This window comes from Rhodothalassium salexigens DSM 2132 (genome assembly GCF_004341375.1).
Classification (GTDB): Bacteria; Pseudomonadota; Alphaproteobacteria; order Sphingomonadales; family Rhodothalassiaceae; genus Rhodothalassium; species Rhodothalassium salexigens.
Genome location: NZ_SLXO01000014.1, coordinates 1 through 20,543, shown reverse-complemented (window position 1 = coordinate 20,543; position 20,543 = coordinate 1). Strand labels below are relative to the sequence as shown.

The following is a 20,543-nucleotide window of genomic DNA, read 5'->3' as shown; positions in this document are numbered from 1 at the left end:
GACAGGCGATGAAAAGAAGCCGTTTCGGCGAAGAACAGATCATTGGCATCCTGAAGGAACACCAAGCTGGGCTCGGTGCGAAGGAGTTGTGCCGCAAGCACGGGATCAGCGACGCGATGTTTTACAAGTGGCGGTCGAAGTATGGCGGCATGGAAGTTTCCGGCGCACGACGTTTGAAGACGCTAGAAAGCGAGAACGCCAAGCTGAAGAAAATGCTGGCCGAACAGATGATGGATGTGGCCACTCTGAAAGAGATGCTCGGAAAAAACTTCTGAAGCCTGGTTCGAGGAGGAAAGCTGTGGACTGGGCGATGAAGACCAAAGGTTACAATCAAAGACGCGCCTGTGCGCTGGCAGGGATCGATCCGCGTGTGTATCGGCGTCGATCAAAGCGTCCTGCCGATACGGAACTGCGGACAAGGATGATGGAACTGGCGTCCGAGCGGCGACGGTTTGGCTATCGACGTCTGCATATCCTGCTGAAGCGCGAAGGCTGGGACGTGAACTGGAAGAAGCTATACCGGCTCTACCGCGAAGAGGGGTTAACAGTCCGTAAACGCGGCGGTCGCAAGCGTGCAGTGGGCACCAGAACGCCCATGGCGATCCCGCAAGGGCCGAACCAGAGATGGTCGCTCGACTTCATATCCGATGCGCTGGAAGACGGGCGCAGGTTCCGGGTGCTGAATGTCATTGATGACTTCAGCCGGGAATGCCTGGCCGCCGTGGTGGATACATCCATCGGCGGCGCACGTGTCGCACGTGAACTGGATCGGATCGCCGAGTTACGCGGTTACCCGTGCCTTGTGGTCTCGGACAACGGCACGGAACTGACCAGCAACGCGATGCTGAAATGGCAGGAAGATCGAAAGGTCGGCTGGCACGACATCGCGCCGGGCAAGCCCATGCAGAACGGCCTGGTCGAAAGCTTCAATGGAAGGATGCGCGAGGAATGCCTGAATGACCATCTGTTCCCGTCTTTGCGCCATGCCTGCCGCATGATTGCGGCATGGCGCGCCGACTACAATCACCACCGCCCACATTCGAGCCTCGACGGGCTCACCCCGTGGGAGTATCACCAACGGTCAAGAGAGGACCAAACCCTGAACAGAACTAACCTAAATTAGCGGACTCTTTGGGGAGCAGGTCACCATCTATCTCCATTCATGACCCTCTCGCTCGGCGCGGCACCAGGCGCTAAGCGAGTATCAGCTTAGTCGCGATGCCCAATAACTCTTTGCCGCGTCGGCAAGGCGATGCATATCCTCTGTTTCGGCGAAGGGCACCTGCACCACGAAGGAGTTCTGCCCAGGTGGTAGCTGCTGATTAGCAAGGACGCAGGCGAGATGGCCCTTGCCCAAGAGCTTTTCGGCGCCGCCGACCCCGAGAACCATCCGTGAGCCTGTGCTATTCTGCACCTTCAGGCAAAGGCGGTTACCCATGTTGTCCCGAAGCCGCCCTGGTACAGCCTCCGCGTCGGCGCGCTGGGTAATCAAGGTCAGGTGAATACCCGCTGCACGCGCCTTCATTCCGAGGTTGGCCACGGAGGAGAGCACGACTTCCTGATATTCCTTCTCCTGCGCCATCCATGCGCCCAGCTCATCATGCACCAGAAAGATCCGTGACATCCGCTGCTGAGGGGTGACCTTGCTGTTGTACTCCGTGATGTTGGCAGCCCCGGCCGCGGCGAATTTGTCGTAGCGGGCGTCCATCTGGACCACGAGATCTTGGAGGATCGTCTGCGCATCGCTTATCTCGGTGACGATCGGCACCTTCATCTGCGGAGCGCCTTCCAGCCAAGTGAAGTCCACTCCCTTCTTCGGATCAACGACGATCAGCTCGGCTTTTTCAGGATCGTTGAAGGCAATCAGCTGCAGCAGGATACCTTGCGTCAGGATCCCCTTACCGCTGCCGGTCTCGCCCGCGATCAGAGTGTGCGGACCGTGCGCGTCGTACCCAGCGAAGGACTCGGACAGGTTCAAATACAACAACCGGTCCTCATCTTCACGCGCTCCGAGGATGAAGGAGGTGGCCTGGCCGGGGTCACGGTCAGGCCAGAGGGCGCCTAGCCAGGTCGAGGCAAGCGGCACGCGGGCTCGCGTCTCCCGCGTCACGAAGACTGAGATACGGCCGCGCCCGGGCCGTACATCTGCAACCTCGATGCCATATGTCGTCAGCAATTCGCTTGTGCGCTTCTCGATCTTGTCGACAGTCAGCGAGGTGTGGCCGCGGAAGGCGATTAGCGCGCCGTTGGGCGTCAGCCTCGGCTTAGGGTCCGCAAATTCGGCCTGCATGCCAAAATGGCTTAGTGCACGCTGGGTTTCCATCGCCATCCGATCGGCCCAAGCGAGGGAATCGGCATCGGTGATCGCTCCGCCCTCGGTTGCCGCCATATCGCGCAGGACTTCGAAGACTGGAGGCGGCAGGAAACGCGGCGGCTCTGGCGCCGGCTCCGCATTGGCTGCATCTTCTTGTGCTTCCGCCGGCTCCGAACTGGTAGTATCGGCGGAGCCACCCGCCTCCGTCGTAGCCTGCGTCACCTCCGGGTTTTCGTCCGACAGTTCCTCCGGGGAGGTGGGGTCTTCCTCTACAACTGCCGTGGTGTCCGCAAGCGGTTTTGGGCGTGGCTTCGGGGCATCGCCTTCGCAATACCAGTCGATGTCGCCGAGACCTTCGCGCTGGGGAGCCTCTCCTGCCTCCGTGTGCGTCAGTGTCTGACGGATAGCCGGGGTAGTTAGAACATGGTGGCGAAGAAATGGTCGATCCGGATCCGCCTCGCACCGCCAAACCGGACCATGATCGTCGTGCAGGCACACCACGGCTTCGCCACTGATCTGGAACGATACTTCGCCGGTGCTCAAGGCGTTGAAGAACGCGGCACGCTGGACGGGATCGGGAAGTCGCTCCGTCACACCGTCCCGGTTAACCAGGAGATCAGCCAATCTTGCGCAGGCCGCCGCCCGCGAGATGGCGTCATCGTTGTCGATGAACAGACGGATAAGACGGTCCACCGTAGCCTGGACCTGTTGTTGCGCTTCCCGGATCGTGGCTAGTTCGGACGTTTTCTCAACAAACTTTGCTTCGCCCACCTGTAGGAGCACTCGGAACGTCGTATTGTCATAGTCGATAGTGACGGCGATGGCATCGGCAACCCGCCCCTTCTCGGACATGAACCAACCGCGGTAATCGTCGAGAGAAATCCAGATTGGGTCGTCATCCACTGTGCTCTTCAGCGCGCCCTCCATCCAAGCGCGCATCACGGCGAGGCCGATCATTTCACGTGAGGCGTTGGTATATCGGGCCGCCGACAGGACCTTCTGGCCCGAGATCCGCAGCACGTCGCGGATGACTACCCCCGCGAGCCTCTCCGCATCCGGCGCAGTGATGCCGCAAGCATCGATTAGATCATCGCGGACGTTTCGCTTAAGCCGATCATCCACTTTGCCGGCGCTTATGATCACCCGGCCGTCCGCCCCCGGGACCGAGATGTCGCTGATGATCTGAACGCCGCTGCGCTCGAACAGGGTTCGGCTAGCCACCTTATCATAGGTGATAACCCATTCCGCCAACTGGTGTGAACGACGGATTAGATCGACCACCTTTGCGTCGCCAAATTGGGCCTGCCGGATCAGCACCCCGTGAAACCCATCAGGCAAGAAGCCTTTCGCCAGTTCGTAGAGTAGGTCCTGGTACTGCCCTACGGCGCGAGGCGGCCTTGGTAGTGTGAGGTAGATTCCCACGCCGGAGGCATCGGTCTCAGTCATCCGGCGCCGAGGTCGCCGCGCCATGCCGGGATCGAAGGGGGCGGGAAGATCATGCGAGCCGCCGGCCTCCTCAACCCAAACCGGGTCGGCATGGTGGCTGATGACATCGTGCAGGAAGACCAAATCGAGGTCCCGCACCTCACTATCCACGCCCTCCGTGGCCCGGTTTGAGCGCACGTCGACCCGCAACCTCGACAGAAATCCGCGCGCCGTCTCGCTAATATTCTCCGCTCCAAGACGGAGGTTTTGGTTCCGATATATCCTGCGCATGCGATCCTGATCACGGTGCGTGATGACAAGGTCGCAGCGCAGGTCTGACTTCTGGTGAAGACGCTTGGCCATCTCGCGCGCAACCTCGCGCGGCAGAGTCTGGCTTTCCGAGTCGAATATTGCCGCCGACAGGTTGGTAGCCTCATGGGGGTGAACCTCTAGGTACTGGCCGACGCCCTCCATGAACTTCCCTGCAGCCGAGGGCGCGGAAGCTTCGAGCGCCTCTTGGTTGCGGGCAACGCAGTCTGCAGGAACCATGAGGCTGTAACCGCCAAGATCCTCGACCGCGATCATCGCCATTTCGTGGGCAAAAACGACTTCGGGAAAAACCCAGCGGGAGCGTGCGAGCCTCCGCTCTTGAAAGGCCCCGGAGAGATCGGCGCTGCGGGCCGGGCCGGACGTCAGTACGGCCTCCACGAAAGAGGAAAGCTCCATTATCTTCGCTCGCCGCTCGGCCAGGCGAAGAGGGTGCCAGGCGGCCAGAATAGCCATAGGCTCGGCACCGTCGGAGGCCACCACGCCGATACCGGCGACAAGCGCACGAATATTCCGTCCCACCCGGCCCGTGGTCGCGGGGAGACGACATGTGCGGCATAGGATCCCATAGGCCTCGGCCTGCTCTGCGAGAATGCTCGACGCGAAGGCCGCGCCCGGGTTCTTCGACAGTTGCTTCACCGCCCTACGATACGACTCGTCGAAGGCTTCGGTCGCTGCCAGCACGGCGGTCACGGTTTCGCCGTCCAGTGTTCGGTTGCGTTCAAGCTCTTGCAGCCGTGAACGGAGTTCTCCAAGCAGGTCCTCCTTTGGTCGGACAACCAAGTCGAAGGTGCGTCCCTGCTCGCCTTGGGCTACATCGCTGAAGGAATTCCGGTCGAATAGGCTCGTAGAGGAGAGGTGCGTGTTCTCCCCGCTCGAGCGCGGCGCGAAGTTCAGCGGTCGGAACACGCTGTCGCCCGCCTCGGCCGCCTTGGCCAGGGCGTCGAGATCCTCGATCAGGGCGAGGCTGATCGGTTCATCCTTGGGTGACTTTCCGGGTTGCCACGTTGTCTTGACCCGGGGTGCCTGCTTGGGGGGATTGCGAAGACCGTCCAGATCGGTCAAGTCCTCGGCCTCTACCAGATACAGTTCAAGGTCGATCTTCCGCGCTTCGTTGCCGCCGGCATCCCCGGTACCCTGGTACTTCTCAGCTGCGGCGAGGTCCCAAACTACATGCGGCCCGAAAAGCGCTTTCAAGGCCCTCAGCTCAAAGCAGAAAAGCCGGTGAATATCTGGATCGAGCCCCTCCCAGAAGAGGGCCTTGTCGTGCTGTGTGGCACGAACGAGCACCCGCGGCTCCGTCATGTCCACCAGCGCCGCGTCGCCTGCGATTATGAGCGCCTCGAAACCCTCGGCAAAGGCAGACAAAAGATCGTGCCCAATGACCTCTTTTGAAAACAGTCGCTTCTGCCAAGGCTTGAAGAGCTTGATGTCGCGGCCCAGGCGCTCCTGCCAACGGTTGAAGAACTCCACCTCGACGTCGCGTGGCTCGCGTGGGGTGGTGTTGGTCAGGCTGTCGAGAAGGTCCCGATCTTCTTTGGTGACATCGTGGCCGTAGTTACCTTCGATGAAGCGCAGGGTGCGCTTGCCGAGGCTTTCCGTCGGGGAACTCCGCTTGCCCCCGAACACACTGGCCCCGACGCGCTCCCAGGAAACCTTGCGACAGAACGATTCCTGGCTTGGCCGCCACCCGCCAGGAAGGATCATATCTGCGTCGTCCAAGAGAGCCCGGACAGCGTCGAGGGCCTCAATCACCTCAGGCTCGTTATCATGCTGGAACTCGTCCACCCGTGCCCGCACAGCTGCGACATCGACGCGCTCGTGCTTCGGCGTCATGAGAGTGGCGTAGACCCCGGCCTCAAGGCGGGCATCGCGAAAGGCTGCAGAGAAGTCCCGCGCGCGCGCCTTCGGGTTACCTTCCGGCTTGAAGGCCGGAAGCTTGACGATGCCGTCTTTGGGAATCCGTAGAGCCGGCATCGCATTCCTGATGCGGACATCGACCTTGTAGGCGAATCCCTGATCGACAATGGCACCGATAAAATCGACCCACATTTGAAGGTCGAGGCACACTTCCCGTGCGTCGCGGAGCCCTTCGAGAGCGGCCCGAAGGTAGCTGTTGGCCTCCCCTGTCTCTCCCAGTTCCGCGACCCATGCCGGGATCTGGTCAATTATCCTGGGTTCGTCGATGCGGGAGATCGGGCCAAGTCCGGCGCCGATGCCCTCGCGTTCGGCGTCAGGCGGCGCGAAGACGATGACTTCGGCGGCATCGTTGTGGCGCCAATGGACGGCGGATTCCTCGGACAAATAACCTTCATCGACCTGCATATCCGGTGCGGCATTGGGGTTCATCTTCAGAAGCAGGCTCCTGCCATGTAGATCTGCAGGCTTGTTGCGAGCGATTCCCTCAAGCGCCTCTGCCTTCAAACCAGCGAGCATGAAGGTGACACGCTGCCCGGCCGCTGCGTTGTCTACAGCGCTCAGCACAATCCCCCAGACGACGCGAGCGATTAGATCGCCTCTCCGGGCGTCAGGGGTGGAAACCTCAGAAAGCTTTGTCGACAAATTCATCTCACAACCTGTATGGGTTCGTCACGAATGCACAGTCATCCGAAAGCCGTTGTGTCAGGGCGAGCCGGGTCATCCGCGCCTCGAGGGCGGCAAGGTTCGCCTCGTAGCGCTCGACATGGATACGCCCGAATGCATCCCGGGCCTCCTCGGGGCCGATGACCAGCCCATAGCGCCGATAAAGTTGGGCCACGAAATCCCGCAACTCGATGGTATGCGTGACGTTGGCGAGAACGAGGGAGAATAGCATCCCATCGTCGAGGGCGAACCACGGTCCAACCCGTTGTCGCGACGTCGCCAGTCCTGACGCCTTTGCTAGCGGCAACAGGTACTTGTAGGTGTTGTTTTTGTCGCGCTGCATCGCGTGGTCGATGAATGCTTCTAGTTGTTGCGCGGGTGTCGCAGCGTTTCCGCGCTGGTCGTCGCCCTTGGTGAAGCCAAATCTTTCCTTCAATGCCTGCTTGGCGAGGCCAGGATCGCTTCGCTCTAGCGCCATCTTCCAACGATCGCAGTCCCCAATCACTCGCTCCACAAAGGCGCGTACCGCACGATTGGCGACATCCCGGTGCAGGTTGAGGTGGACCTTGGCCTCCTCGCGCAGCTGTTGGTTGCCGCCATCGGTAAGATCGGCGACGATCGGTATAGCTTTTGGTGCCCCAACCTCTTCCTGTGCCCGCTCCGCCAGATAGACGACGATGTTGAGCCCCGTGATACGGAAGAGAGGCTCGAAGAGGTGGCCCTCCGGCAAGCGATTGCACATCAGGACGTTCAGCCAGTCTTCGGCGAGACGATCATAGGCGGACAGGGTCAGGTGCGGGAGATATCCGATCTGGGTGTTGGACGCGCCGGTGTCTGCTGGGTCTGACAGGGCTTGTGCGATCCGATTCATCGGGTCGTTTTCGGAGAGAAGCCGCTCTTGAACCCACTGCTTCAGCTCGACTGCGAACGATGAGCGGTTCAGCATCAAATACACAAGCTCGCCACCTCGGCCGAAGAAGCGCCGGTCAGCTGTCCAGCCGCCGCGGGCCTCTCGCATGTCCGTGCAGATCATGTCCGGTCCGGTCACCGCGAGGAAGCGCGACGTCCACCGTCGGTTGTGCATCACATCAAGCTCACGCGACTGCAGCAGCCGGACTGCTTGGTTCAGAGCGTTGATATCCATTGAAAACCGGTCGTCTAGGTAGGCGAAGGCATCATGCGAGGACCCCGCGCCGAGCTCGCGTTGTCCCTCACCGAACTGCGCGTTGACCCGTGTTTTCCATTCGTGCCACTTTTCGTGGTCAGGGATGGAACTGTCCTCGACAACCTGTTCAAGATGCCGATCCTGAAATAGCAAGAACCGCATCTTGCGCCGGTGCGGCAGAGCATAGTGAAATGCTTCATGTGCGTCCGGCTTGGGCAGGACGCTGCCAAGAGGTCGATCCGCGCAGACCGCCAGCGTCTCGAGGACGATCATGAACGGCTCCTGCTCCTGTATGAAGCGGTGACCGTGAATGAACTCCTGCACACGCATATCGGAACTGTCGAGGACATTTGGTGGCGGCGGCAGTCTGCTAGTGGACAAGGTGTTCATCACCAGGCATCTCCCTCTGCCATGATTGCGATGGCATGCTCCTGCAGGTTGCCGTCCAACATCCGAACTTCCTTGGGCATCGGGGTTGCGCCGTCGAGTTCGAATGCTCGTCGGACTTCCGTGGCCACCTGCAATTGGAAGCGTTCGACTTCCCGCTGGCATTCAGAGGAAAAGCTAGCCGGCAGAGCACCATCGGCAATCCGAAGCAAGCACTCGACAAGGGTCGGTCGAAGCGCGAGGTCCACCGCCCGATCCTCCCGCCCTCGGGTTGCGACGCGAATTACCGGTGGTCGGCCGTTGTCGGAAGGACCGACGCGGTGGTTGCCGGACACAAGGAAGGACATCGTGCTAATGCCGCCAGTGCGAGGATGACCGGCATGCTGTACTAGCAGTGGGATTTCACTGCCCAGATAGACACCGGATGGCGCTGTGATCCAAAGGCGATCGTCTGTGATCGTCATCTCACCGGTCATCATCCGGTTCAGTCCCCGCAGCAATTGGCGGGCAATCTGCTGTGGCATGCCCGCGCCAAGGAGGCCTTCAACCATCGCGATGTAGTCGGAGCCGTGCTTGAAAACCGATAGGTTCCACGGGCTACGGCGCGGGTTGATACGGACCTTGGGACTCTGCGGATCAAGCGAAAAGAACAACCGCCGCCGCTGATCTACAATGGCACGCTGGAAATCGGCTGAATGGCGGGAAGGGTCGCCTCGGTACATATTGCGTATGGGCGCGAAAATGCGCTCTCCGTACCAGGGGCAGTCGGGCAAGCTGTCGTCGCCCCACAACAGCCCGTGATCGAAGACGTTGTTGGTCTCAAATCCCACCTGATACTCGCTGAGCACAGTGAAGGCGCCATATTGTCGGCGCTCGCGCTCGGTCAGATTCACTCCGAAGGCGTTGGCGAAGGGATTGGTCAAATCATAAACGTTATTCCGTGACCGCATCTTCGCCTTCCGACAAGTCAAGAGGGTCGAACTGGCTTTTGCGTCCCCGAGCAGGATATTGACCGTAAGCAAGATTAGCTGACGGATCGACAGATGTCGTCCGTCGGCGGCCGCCATGCGGATCATGTCCTTGAGCCGGGCGCGCATCGATGCCGGATCGTTCCGTAGAAGGATGTCGCGATTGCAGCGGATTGGGCAGGGATTTTCCTTGTCGGCAAGCGCCGGACAGCCCTCGCACCCCGCCCATCCATCGTGGTCCGCCACGCCGTCGACGATCTGATCCACAAGGTGCCGATGGGACTGCCGCGACATGTTGACCAGCCAGAAGTGTCCGTTCGGATCTTCGCGGGCGTCGCTGCGCAGCATCTCCGCGAACCGGTCGTGAAGCTCGGCCTCCCCACGATCGCGGAAGAACTTCAGCAGATGACCATCGTTGACACATATAACGAAGACGTCGGTGGTCTCGCCGGTCAACGCTGCCATTATGTCGGGAAATATGCGGTTCTTCTCAGCTTCGTTGATCTCGCTTAGGTCCTTGATGAAGAGAGCCGATCGGCCGGACGGCAAGGGTTTAGGCAGGGTGTAGATCTTTTGTGTGTTGGACCAGACGCGAGCCTCGCCGGACAGCGCCTCGGCCACCTTCCGAGCGGTGTACGTTTTGCCGTCCCCGGCCGTCCCGGTAAGGATCACACATTTTGGCGTGGCGGACTGCAGAAGCCCGATCAACTCGGCAGTGAGGGGCTGGTCGATTTCAAGGGCCGCACAGCCGGTCCTCTTGGCGGCCTCAACCACGAACTCGTCGTAGAGATTATTCGAGGACGCTTGAGGGCCGTAGGAAGCCAGGAAATCGACGAGGGGGTTGCTTGTCATCCTAGCCTCACAAGTGGCAGATGGCGCACCCATCTTCCGGCTCGCCTGTGGGGGTTGCATAGCGTTCGCGAAGCTTCTCCAGCGCTTCCAGCGAGCGGGTCTGAGACCAGGTGAAGCGCCGCCCATTCGCCTTGGTCGCCTCGTAGGTCTTGGCCGCCTCGAACAACTCAGGGTGACGTTCTTTCAGCCCCTGCCACTCTCCAACCTGCTGATAGAAACAAAAGTAGCAACCCGACCGCGACCGCCAATCGTAGTAGGGTGGTAGCCCAAGACCGCTGCCCAGCAGCAGGTCGCGAACGTCGTCGAGGCCGAAGCCGATGTCCTTGAGCGGATAGACCGGCAAAATGTTGTTGCGGTTAGACAGCACGACCGGCTTGGCGCGTCCGGTTTCAGCCTTCTCTTCGTCGTCTTCTGGTGAGGGGCCGGCAGCAGCGCCGCGAAAGCCTTCCCTGTTCTCGTCAGCGCGAATGCCGATGTAGCTATATGCATCGTCGCCGCCGACAAAATGCTCGAACGGCTTGATCTTTAGCATGCGGGTACACCAGCGCGCCTGCGGGTTGGGGAGGAAGCCCGAATAGACCTCGTTCAGCAGGACGTCGAAGGGCGACCGGCGCCCACCTTTTGAGCGTACCTGCAGCTCGGGCAGGTCGAGGGCAGTGAGCCGGTTGATTTCGACTCCGAAGATCGCCTCGAACCGGCGCAGATAGCTGTAGGTCTCGGGCAGCTCTGCCCCGGTGTCCGTGAACACGAACTCCAACGGCAAACCGCTGTGCCGTTCGAGCATGTAGACCGCTAGCGCGGTGGAGTCCTTGCCCCCACTCAGCGGAATTATGTGGCGCCGTGACGGGTCCTGCACTGCATTGGAAAGACTAGTTGGCGTCATGACGTTCCCCTGTATATCTCATCCAAGTATTTGATCAGGCGCGCACGACCGATCTTTGCATCATAGACGTCAAAAATTGTGGCAAGCTTGTTGCGCAGAAAAGGCTCGAAGGCGTCGCTGCCGTCCGCGCGCTCAAGCACCGCGTCTTCAATCCGTACGAGCGCCTGCTCGAGCTGAGCGCGAAAGAGGTCAGCCGTCCGGTCATCCCATGCTTCGAAGCCCTCTCCGCAGAGAATGCCGCTCAACTGAGTTACAAAACCTCGCGCGCCCCTGGGGGAGTTGCTGGAACTGCGCGCACGTGCGAGTACCCCCCTAGCTTCATGATCAAGGGCGCGCACCTCTTCGTCTCCTAGTGGAACGCAGGCCGCCCACTCCGAGGCGGCATCGAGAAGAGGGCGCGGGCTGCCCCTGAGCCGGCGGTTAAAAATCGCTGCGGCGACGTCAATTGCTTGGTCAGCAAAGGCGGACGATACACCTTCGATCTGGCGTACAGCTGTGGCGAATACTTCAATTGTCTCTGCGTTCAGGGCTGGCTCTCCGAGCACCTGCGGCAGTTCTCGGCAGAGGAGGTTTGCTGGGTCGAGAGACTTCTTGCGCAAGAGAGGTTGGAGCAGCTCCGCATTCTCGCCCAAGCCTTTTGTGCTCAGGGCCGTAGGCGGAAGACCACTTCGCCATTCTAGTAAGGCATCGTAAAGGCCTCTCAGCAGGTCTGGCTCCTGCGGGTCAAGGTCTCCGACCAGACACCGGATCATCTTCTTGAGATTGCTCGACTGACCTGATGTCAGAGCCGGCACTTCCAGTTCGAACCGCTTTGGCTCCTCGCACATCTTTTCGATCAGGCTTGGCTGGATATCGTCCACATACCTCGCGCGGCCGTCGACGAGTTCCCGCAACGCCAAAGCTCGTCCGAACGCGATCATTCCTGCCGTCAGCAGGAGCGGTAGTACGCCTTCCCGCAGCCCGATCGGTGGGGCTGTCAGGCGATCGATGAGGTCCTCGACGCTCTTGGGTTGTTCAGATGGTTGGGCAAAGAAGACCTCGATCTCTGACCAGACATGCCTCATCGAGAGATCATCTAGTTCCGAAGGTATCCGCCACCGCCAGGCGCCGTTGATGCAGCCATAGAGGCCGGTGCGCTCGAAGACAGTGCGGTAGATGGAGGCGTCGGCGGATGTGGCGCCCTCGTAGCCGAGCGCACGGATACCAGTGCGTTCGATGATCGCAAGCATGCAGCGTTTGCGGGCCGAGCGGGTGACTGCCGAGACCTTGCGCCGTACGACCTGCTCGTTGGCGATCTGCGGAGTATGGGGGAAGCGTGCCTCGAACAGGCGCGAAAGGATCTCGCCTGAGGCGCCGCTCTCGGCGAAGCTGTGAATCGACGGGCCGGACAGCCAGACCACCTCACCGCGGTCGGGGTTCATCAGGCGTTCGAGGCTCTGGCGCAGCGCTGCTTCGGCCTCGGACTTCAGTTCCTGAAGCTCGCGCTCTACTAGCGGGTCGGTGGCAAGAAGCTCGGGGCGGTCTAACAGCGCCTCCAATGCGAGGAGGTCAGCGAGAATTGGGCCAACCTCAGCGGAACGGCGGGGCAGCGCCAAGATTAGGTGGGGCGGAAGGGCGCGGGCAAGCTCCACAAGGTCCGGCCGGTCTGCGGTGGCGTCGATGACTAGCGCCACCAGCGCATCCTCGCTATCGGCATGAGCACGAAGTTCCTCCAGGCCGGTAGCCGAGATCAGGTCGCCTTCGCGCACGAAGCGGGCCCGGGCGAAGCGGGTAATCCCTCGGGCGTGGTTATAAGGTGGCGCGCTATATGCACCGGGCGGAAACATCCGCTCCAGCGCCTGCACCGGGTCGCTTTCCATCGCCAGCCGAGCGGCCTCCTCAGTGACCATCTGTCCAAGGTCGATGTCAGCGCCATGCCAGACCGAGATGTCGTCCACCCTGCGGCGATGGAGGAGCAGTTTGCGCGCCACTAGCGCTTCGATCGTGGCATCGACGGCCTCCGACGTCGCTGGGCTGCCCTCTGCCACAGCATAGACCAACCGCACGCGCGACAGCTTCAGCCGCTCCGCGCTGCGGCCGAGTTGCAGTAACGCCGCGGTTTTTATCACACTCCGTTCTAGATCTGTTTCGGCGCGAGAAAGCGCCGTCTCGGTCTCGACGAAGCGGCGGTGGGTGCCACCTGGTCCGGTGTCGGAGCGCATCGCCGGGGCGAAGAAGTCGTAGAGCGCATCGACGCCTAGGGCCGTCCCAGGCTCGGCCGCCGCCACCACATCAGAAAGGTAGCGGAACATCGTCCGTTCGGCCTGAGCCACTTGCGCGGCGAGGCTTGGCAGAATCTGAAGCGCTGCCGGTGTCAGCGGCGCGGTGCGGGAGAGGATGTCGGACAGCCTCGCGTCGTCGGTGATATCGGCGAAGAAGCCCGCGGCTCGGGCGCGGGCAATGGCAGTTGCATCGGGCGCGTCGCGTCGCTCGTCAAGCGCCTCGGCCAGCATCTCCATCGCGTCGACGCCATCGTCGATCAAGCTGAGCGTTTCAAATCGCCCATCGATCTTTCTCCAAGCCGATTGTGCCGTGTCCGATGCACGTCGGGTGTAGTGGTAGACCCCTTGGTGCATGAGAGTGGTCAGCGTCACCCGAGGTTCTGTGCGTCGCACCGCCCATTCCGCTAGATCCTGCACCGCCAGCAGGTCCTCTGGACGGCCCTCGCGCACAAGGGTTTCCAAATGCTGGCCGAACTCGTCCCAGACGATAGCGATCTGCGCCATGCCGTTCCGCCTGGCGCGGCGAAGGATGGCCGCCAGAACCTTGGAGAGCGGGCCTGCTTCCACTTCCGCCCGCTCGGCAAGCTCCGCAGCTAGGTCGGGGCAGGCGCCATGCAGCAGCAGGAGTAGCGTCGACCCCTGGGTCTCGACAGCGCCCAAGGCCGGGTCCACTGCAGCGATGCGCGCGCGCAGCTGCCGGGCCATAGCCGGATCGCCGGCAAGAAGGGTGATCCCGGCAAGCGCGGCAAGCGATTTGCCCGCGCCATAGGGTGCCACCACATTAGTGGCCGAGCTCCGCTCAAGTCCGCAGACGGCGCGGACCACCTGCAGGGTCTTGCGCGTGGGACGGTATGCGGCGATCACCTCTGCCCGCGCGCGGTCATCCGCAATGTTGATTGAGCGCAAGATGTTCATACCGCCTCCCGGGCTGCGCCAACGCGGTCATAGAAGCGCCGCGCCCAGGTTGCGGCAGTCGCACTCGGCAGCGAAACATAGCGTTCGCCGGCCAGTGTCCGCACCCGCAGGACCTTGGCCCCGAGTTCCCGTTCACTTGCTGCGGCAAGATCCAAGAGGGCTTCGCGTGACCGACCCAACATCGCTCCGGCGCGGGTCATCGGCGCGCTGGTGATCGCGATGTCCTGCAAAACGCCGTCACGCAAATCGGCGCTAGGCCGACTCATTCCGAGCGCGGAAAGGACCAGCCCAAGTGCCTCAGGCGGGGTGGGCGTCGGCTCCGAGCGCTCGAACCGGTCTGCCCTACACAGATGCTGCCAAAGGTCTAGGCGGTGAAATGGTGACCCTAGATTGTCCTCTGGTTCACTCCGTGACCGCGGTACCGGCACAGCGTAGGTCTGCATCACCGCCGCCACCTCGCGTTGAACTGTCTTTATGGCCGGCGCCTTCCCCCGGTTCGGCGAAAGGTCGCGCGCGAGTGTCTCGGCCAATACTGTCCGGTCGCAGCGCTCTGGTCGTCGCGGCGAGAAGAACCAAGGCAACGACGTCTCAGCTCCACATGTCAGGGCGCTGGCATGCACCAGCCACCATGTGCCTAGCTGGACCATGTACGGATCGTATTCTGCCAATACGTTGCCGAGGAGCGTGAGTTCCAACGGACTATTTCTGCTCGTCCGTGTCGCGAGGCCAGTTGCGTGGAGCCACCAACCAATTGACTTGGCCATGTTACGCCCGACCCCAAGCCGATCCGCTGTCTCGGGGGCCGAAAAAACGCCCATGCCACCTTCTCGTAGGTGAAGGAGGCCCTTAGTCAACCAGCCTGGCCTTGGATAGAAGGTTTCGTGCCCGCCGAGCTTCATACCAGATCACCCATCATTGCTCGAAGAAACAGCGCCTCATCCACGAATGCCTGTGCTGCGAGTTCGATGTCATCGTCCCGCGTATCGACGGCTACGGCTATGCGGAGACTTGCATAGGCGTCATCCCTTGATAGGCCCATCGCCAGCAGTGTGCGTGACGGCTCCGGCTGCCCCGAGGAGCAGGCCGAAACCTGAGAGCAGAGGATACCGCGCGCCTCAAGCCGAGCCACCAGCGCCATGCCGTCCACGCCCTGAACAGTCAGATTACTAGTGTTCGGCACTCGCTGCGCATCCGCGCCATTTACGCGGGCGTTGGGGATTGCAGACATCACTTGGTTTTCAAACCGATCGCGCAATCGGGCCATATCTGTGATGGCCCTATTTAAATCCCGCTTTCGGAGTTCGCACGCGACACCAAGGCCGACGATGCCCGGCACATTCAGTGTACCGCCTCTCCAACCACGTTCCTGTCCGCCGCCTACTGAGATCTCCACTGGCGGTAAGGTTTCCGGCTGCACCAATACACCAACCCCTTTCGGCCCGTGCAGTTTGTGACCGGAGAAGGTGAGATAGACTGCGCTGTCCGCCTCAAATGCAACCCGCCCCACCGCTTGAGAGGCATCGACCAGACAGGCCGCGTCATACCGCTCTGCCATGGCCTTGATCGCCACCAGATCCTGCAGAACACCCGTTTCGCCATTCGCCCAGGCGAAAGCGATCAGTTTAGGTCCACTGATGCTGCTTAGCACTGTCTCAAGTGCATCTAGTCGCCAGCGCCCAGATTTTTCCAATGCAACCGTTCGGACAAGCTGTGGTGTGTGCTGAAAATAATACCCCGCCACCGCCGGGTGCTCTGCCGTTGAGGTGATCAGTGTTGCGCATAGATTGGCATGATGACGCAACACTGCCTCGTTCGCCTCTGTAGCACCGGAGGTGAAAACCACTTGCTCAGCCTGCACTCCGAGAAGTCGTGCCACCTGTTCGCGCGATGAAGCAACTGTCCGCGCGGCGTTCTGCCCAAATCCATGAGCGCTGGACGGATTTGCCCAATCGGTCTCGAGCGTCCGGATTATGGCGGTTACGACCTCTGGTACAGGTCTGGTGGTAGCATTGTTGTCGAGATGGACTATTTGCGAATGCATCGTTTCAACTGGTGTTTCTCATCAATACGTCCGGATTTAAAAGCACAATCTGCTGGTCCTGCGGCTTCCGCGCTGCGGGATCTGTGTCTAGGCCAAGCCGCCTGAGCGCGTAGTAGAGGAGCGCGCGCCGAACCTTGATCTTCGCTTTGCCCTCACGCATGCCGTAGTCCAGAGCGATAACCTTCGCCTGCGTTTCCGAGAGTTCGGGGTGGGGGGCGACCTCGAGTGTGACCTCGGAATGCCAGTCGCGATCATCGTCGGCCGAGGTTTCGCTCTCGCGAGAACCACGGATGCCGATGATCCGTGAGAGCAGGAAGTCCTTGAAGCACTCGTCGTTCAGACAGAACGCTCGCGTGTGCCAGCGGAAACCGTCGAACGCGATGGCGTGGGGGGCAATCCAGCGCCAGCGCGGCTCCGGGCTGGAGAGGGACTGGTACTTCACCTCTATCGCCTCCGACCGACGAATGGCGCCGACGACCGAGCGGAGCGTCACCGGATCGACGCCGCGCACGGGCGTCGGGGCGGATGCATAGGGTGGCAGGTCAGGGATCCAGCAATCCTCGTGCTCCAGCACGTCGTCGGCAACCAGGCGGAGCTGCGAGAGATAGTGCGTGGCGTCTGGCGGGCGGAACTTACAGTCGAAGTCGGGCCCGCGGACATAGGTGCGCGCGCTCTTGTCGTAGGTCATGTTGCCCGGCGCCAGCGCGATGTAGCGGTTCAGGTCCGAGGAGGCTTGGTTCACCGAGACGCCGAATTGCTGCATCAGATCGCTGCGGTTCACATGTCCCTCCCAGAACAGGCGGAACTCGATGAACTCGAGGCGCTGCTCGACGCCCCAGCGTAGTCCGACCTTGTCCTTGTCCACGTTGCGCTCCCGCTCGGCCCTGCGCGCACGCGAACTGTGCGCGCCCAATTTCTGGGCTTTCTTCGACGTTAGCCGCGTGGGGCTGCGCGATCAATCGAAAAGGGGCGCGGCGGGGCGCGATTATCCCAAGGATTGCCTGAGGTTCTGCGCCACCGCGTCCGCTGCGGTCCTTACAGGCTCGGCCGCAAGATGGGCGTAACGCGCAGTGGTCTGGACCTGCGTGTGGCCGAGCAGCTTGCCGATCATGGGCAGGCCCTGACCCGACGCGACGGCCGTGGACGCGAAGGTGTGGCGCAGGTCGTGGATGCGCACGTCCTTCACGCCAGCTCGGGCGCGGACCCTCTGCCAGAAGGGCTGTAGATCGCTCAAGCGCTTGCCTGGAAGGGTGCCGAAGATGACCCACGGGTTGCCGTCGATGCGCTGGGCGTCGCGGAGCAGCTCGACGGCGGGCTCTCCGAGATGGACGATCTTGGCGCCGGATTTGGAGTCTGGCAGACGCAGAACACGCTCGACCAGATCGACGTAAGCCCACTTCAACGTCATGATTTCGTTCAGCCGACACCCGGTCAGGATCAGCAAGCGTGCGGCGAGGATGGCCGAGGGCAGTTCGATCCCCTCCGCCTCCATCTCGCGCAGCACCTCGCCGACGCGGCGCAGTTCGGCCGCGCTGAGAAAGCGTTCGCGTTTCTCTTCCGGGTACTTCTTGATGTGCTTGCGCGGATTCGAACCGTCCGGCCGGAGGCCCCACAGTTCGGCGAGGTTGAACATCTTCGAAATCAGTTCGAGGCAGCGGTTCGCCTGATAGGGGATGTGGCGGAGATCGTGATGGAACTTCGCTACATCCGCCCGGGTGACGCCGGTGACCGTCAGTTGCCCGAGCGCGGGCAGGATGAAGCGTTCGAGGTTGCGGCGATACTCCTTGGCCGTGCTCGCCTTCACGCGGATCGCGATGTGCTCCTTGTCGAACCGCTCCGCCAGCTCCTTCACCGTGATCGCTCTGCGCCCGGCGTCGCGTTCGGCGGCGGGGTCCGCGCCGTTGCGCGCAGCGGCGACGATGGCGATGGCGCGGTTGCGCGCCTGCTCGCAGGTCAGGACCGTGCTGGCCCCGAGGCTGATCCGCCGCGACCGGCGTCCAGCGCGATACTGGACCACGTAGCCCTTGCGCCCGCTCGGCAACACGCGAAGCCCGAAGCCGGGGATCTCGTTGTCCCAGACGAAGTATTCGGCGGAGCGGACTTCTGCGACGTCGACGAGGCGTTTGGTGATCCTGGGCATGGCGCTCTTCGGTGGTTCTTTCGCCGTTCCACAGTGCTGAAGCGCGGGTGACAGTCAACGAACACATTGAAATTGCGAAGAAAAAGGAAGTAACCCGCATTTCCGCGCAAGGCGTTTCGGCGCGCTGACGCGGGAAATCGACGAGCCCAGCGAATCAGAACGCATGTTCCGGTGCCCGCGGACCGCTGATAGGCTCGGGAAAAGAAACTGGCGATCCGATGGCTTCCAAGACCACCCTCAACGCGAAGAACCTCGAAGCGCTGGGCGCAGAGCGCCTGGCGCAACTGCTGATCGAGGTCAGCACCGGCAACGCAGCGGCCAAGCGCAAGCTGCGGCTCGCGCTGGCGGGCGCCCAGAGCCCGAAGGAGGCCGCGCGGGAGATCACCAAGCGGCTGACCAGCATCGCCCGAGCCCGCAGCTTCATCACCTGGAAGAACCGCAAGGCGCTGGTCACCGATCTCGAAACCCAGCGGCGCGCCATCGTCGAGCAGATCGCGCCCGCCGATCCGGACGAGGCGCTCGCGCTGATGTGGCGGTTCATGGCGCTCGCCACGCCGGTGTTCGAGCGCTGCGACGACTCCAGCGGCACCATCATCGGCATCTTCCACCAGGCCTGCGCCGATCTGGGTCAGCTCGCCGAGAAGGTCCGGCCGGATCCGCAGGCGCTCGCCGGCGCTGTTCTCGATGCGCTTCAGGACAACGGCTACGGCCAATATGACGGCCTGATCGGCATCATGGCGCCGGCGCTTGGCGACGAGGGGCTGGCGGCCCTGAAATCGATGGCCGAAGAACTCGGTCGTTCGCCCGTGCCGGTGCCGCCGAAGGACCAATGGAAGGCGGTGGGCTGGGGCACGGGCGGCACCACCTACGAGCACGAGATGCGGGCGCGTGAGCGCACGAGCACGGTGGTCATGGCGCTCAAGGACATCGCGGACGCGCAGGGCGACGTCGACGGCTTCATTGCGCAGTACGATCCGAAGACCCGCAAGGTGCCGCAGATCGCGGCCAAGATCGCGCAGCGCCTGCTCGCGGCCGGCAGGGCCGGCGAGGCGCTGGGGTTCCTCGAGCGCGCGGAGCTCGGCGACGGCTTGCGGGTTCCGCTGGCATGGCAGGACATCCGCCTGCAGACGCTGGAGGCACTGGGTCGCGGCGAGGAGGCGCAGGCGTTCCGGTGGGACTGCTTCGAGCGCACGCTCTCCGACAGCTACCTGCGGGCCTATCTCAAGCGGCTGCCCGACTTCGATGATATCGAGGCCGAGGAGCGGGCGATGGCGCACGCCATGGCCTATCCAAGCCTTCTCCGCGCCCTGCAGTTTTTCCTCGACTGGCTGGCTCTGGATCGCGCCGCAGACCTCCTGGTGGCCCGGCACGACGAGATCGACGGGGATCACTACGAGTATCTTGCCCCCGCGGCGGAGGCCCTGTCAGAGCGTCATCCGCTGGCCGCGACGCTGGTGCTCCGCGCGATGATCGACTTCACGCTCACGAGGTCGCGGGCGAAGCGGTATCGCTATGCCGCTGAGCATCTCGCCAGCTGCGCCCGTCTCGCAGGCGATATCCCGGACTTCGGTGCGTTCGAGACGCACGACGTCTATGAAGCGCGGCTGAGGCGGGAGCATGGCCGTAAGCAGTCGTTCTGGAGCCAGATAGGCTGAGTACGGTGTCAAAGTGCCTCGTATATTTGTGAGCACATGTTCGTATTGAAATCTACGTTGGCATTGACCCGAATTCCGGTTGGCACGATACTTTGGCTCTTTCAGGGTGGTTCCGTCGTATCGGACATAAGCGTTTCGATCAGGAACCGCAGATTTACAGGTGATTAATCTGCTTCCACGCAATCTACTGGCCGATATCTGGAAGCACTGTGGAAGCAAGAGGGGTCAAAATGCTGGGAGGTTTGGCGAAGTAGAGCGAAAATTGATTTGCTCCACCGGGCACTGAAAGTGGCGGAAATGGCGGGTGTATCGCAATAGTTAGAAAGTATTCGAATGAACTTTGCTACGGCTCATAACCTGAAGGTCGCAGGTTCAAATCCTGCCCCCGCAACCAGCTTTATCAAGGGGTTAAGCGCAAGCTTGACCCCTTGATTGCGTTCGGAATACCCTTACACAGTTCTTGCACATTTTTGCCCATCTGGCGGAGCACCCCGCCCATGGCGACGCACCAGATCCTCGGCGGCAAGGTCCATTGACCTTCCCCCTGAAGCCGATCCGTTCAGAGGGTGAGTATTTCGGTTGATAACATGCTCCGGCCGCCACTGGCGACGGTCTGCTGGATGGAGG

At 61.8% G+C, this 20,543-nt stretch carries 11 protein-coding genes; 2 read left to right on the top strand and 9 right to left on the bottom strand.

What is annotated here, in order from left to right:
- The first annotated feature begins 8 nt into the window (after positions 1–8).
- A protein-coding gene (locus EV659_RS13725) for an IS3 family transposase (protein ID WP_132709466.1) occupies positions 9–1,123 on the top strand; the annotation gives its coding sequence in 2 pieces (ribosomal slippage) (positions 9–264 and positions 264–1,123; 1,116 coding nt in all).
- Between the two features lie 81 nt (positions 1,124–1,204).
- On the opposite strand, the gene EV659_RS13720 is transcribed toward EV659_RS13725, so the two are convergent.
- The 9 genes from EV659_RS13720 to EV659_RS13680 all read right to left on the bottom strand — a co-directional run bounded on the left by EV659_RS13720 (position 1,205) and on the right by EV659_RS13680 (position 18,261).
- Positions 1,205–6,634: an FtsK/SpoIIIE domain-containing protein gene (locus EV659_RS13720; RefSeq protein ID WP_132709465.1), complete on the bottom strand. Its 5,430-nt coding sequence runs from the start codon at positions 6,632–6,634 to the stop codon at positions 1,205–1,207.
- Between the two features lies 1 nt (position 6,635).
- Positions 6,636–8,204: a hypothetical protein gene (locus tag EV659_RS13715; protein ID WP_132709464.1), complete on the bottom strand. Its 1,569-nt coding sequence runs from the start codon at positions 8,202–8,204 to the stop codon at positions 6,636–6,638.
- Positions 8,204–10,021 (bottom strand): ATP-binding protein, encoded by a 1,818-nt coding sequence (locus EV659_RS13710; RefSeq protein WP_132709463.1) that lies wholly within the window; start codon positions 10,019–10,021, stop codon positions 8,204–8,206. Before EV659_RS13710 ends, EV659_RS13715 begins: the two co-directional genes overlap by 1 nt.
- 7 nt (positions 10,022–10,028) lie before the next feature.
- Positions 10,029–10,904, bottom strand: coding sequence for a phosphoadenosine phosphosulfate reductase domain-containing protein (locus EV659_RS13705; RefSeq protein WP_132709462.1), 876 nt, complete (start codon positions 10,902–10,904; stop codon positions 10,029–10,031).
- A complete protein-coding gene (locus tag EV659_RS13700) occupies positions 10,901–14,080 on the bottom strand; it encodes a hypothetical protein (protein WP_132709461.1) in 3,180 nt (1,059 codons plus the stop codon). The genes EV659_RS13705 and EV659_RS13700 overlap by 4 nt, the downstream gene beginning before the upstream one ends.
- Positions 14,077–14,979: a DUF4007 family protein gene (locus EV659_RS13695; RefSeq protein WP_132709460.1), complete on the bottom strand. Its 903-nt coding sequence runs from the start codon at positions 14,977–14,979 to the stop codon at positions 14,077–14,079. Before EV659_RS13695 ends, EV659_RS13700 begins: the two co-directional genes overlap by 4 nt.
- Complete coding sequence (locus EV659_RS13690; RefSeq protein ID WP_132709459.1) at positions 14,976–16,121, bottom strand: cysteine desulfurase family protein; 1,146 nt, start codon at positions 16,119–16,121, stop codon at positions 14,976–14,978. The genes EV659_RS13695 and EV659_RS13690 overlap by 4 nt, the downstream gene beginning before the upstream one ends.
- A gap of 4 nt (positions 16,122–16,125) precedes the next feature.
- Positions 16,126–16,986 (bottom strand): BrxR family helix-turn-helix transcriptional regulator, encoded by an 861-nt coding sequence (locus EV659_RS13685; protein WP_132709458.1) that lies wholly within the window; start codon positions 16,984–16,986, stop codon positions 16,126–16,128.
- Positions 16,987–17,106: 120 nt separating this feature from the next.
- Positions 17,107–18,261 carry a tyrosine-type recombinase/integrase gene (locus EV659_RS13680; RefSeq protein WP_132709457.1) on the bottom strand — a complete coding sequence of 385 codons (1,155 nt, stop codon included), beginning with the start codon at positions 18,259–18,261 and terminating at the stop codon, positions 17,107–17,109.
- A 218-nt stretch (positions 18,262–18,479) separates the two neighbouring features.
- Here EV659_RS13680 and EV659_RS13675 point away from each other — a divergent pair, with 218 nt between their 5' ends.
- Complete coding sequence (locus tag EV659_RS13675; protein ID WP_132709456.1) at positions 18,480–19,916, top strand: DUF6880 family protein; 1,437 nt, start codon at positions 18,480–18,482, stop codon at positions 19,914–19,916.
- The last annotated feature ends 627 nt before the right edge of the window (positions 19,917–20,543 follow it).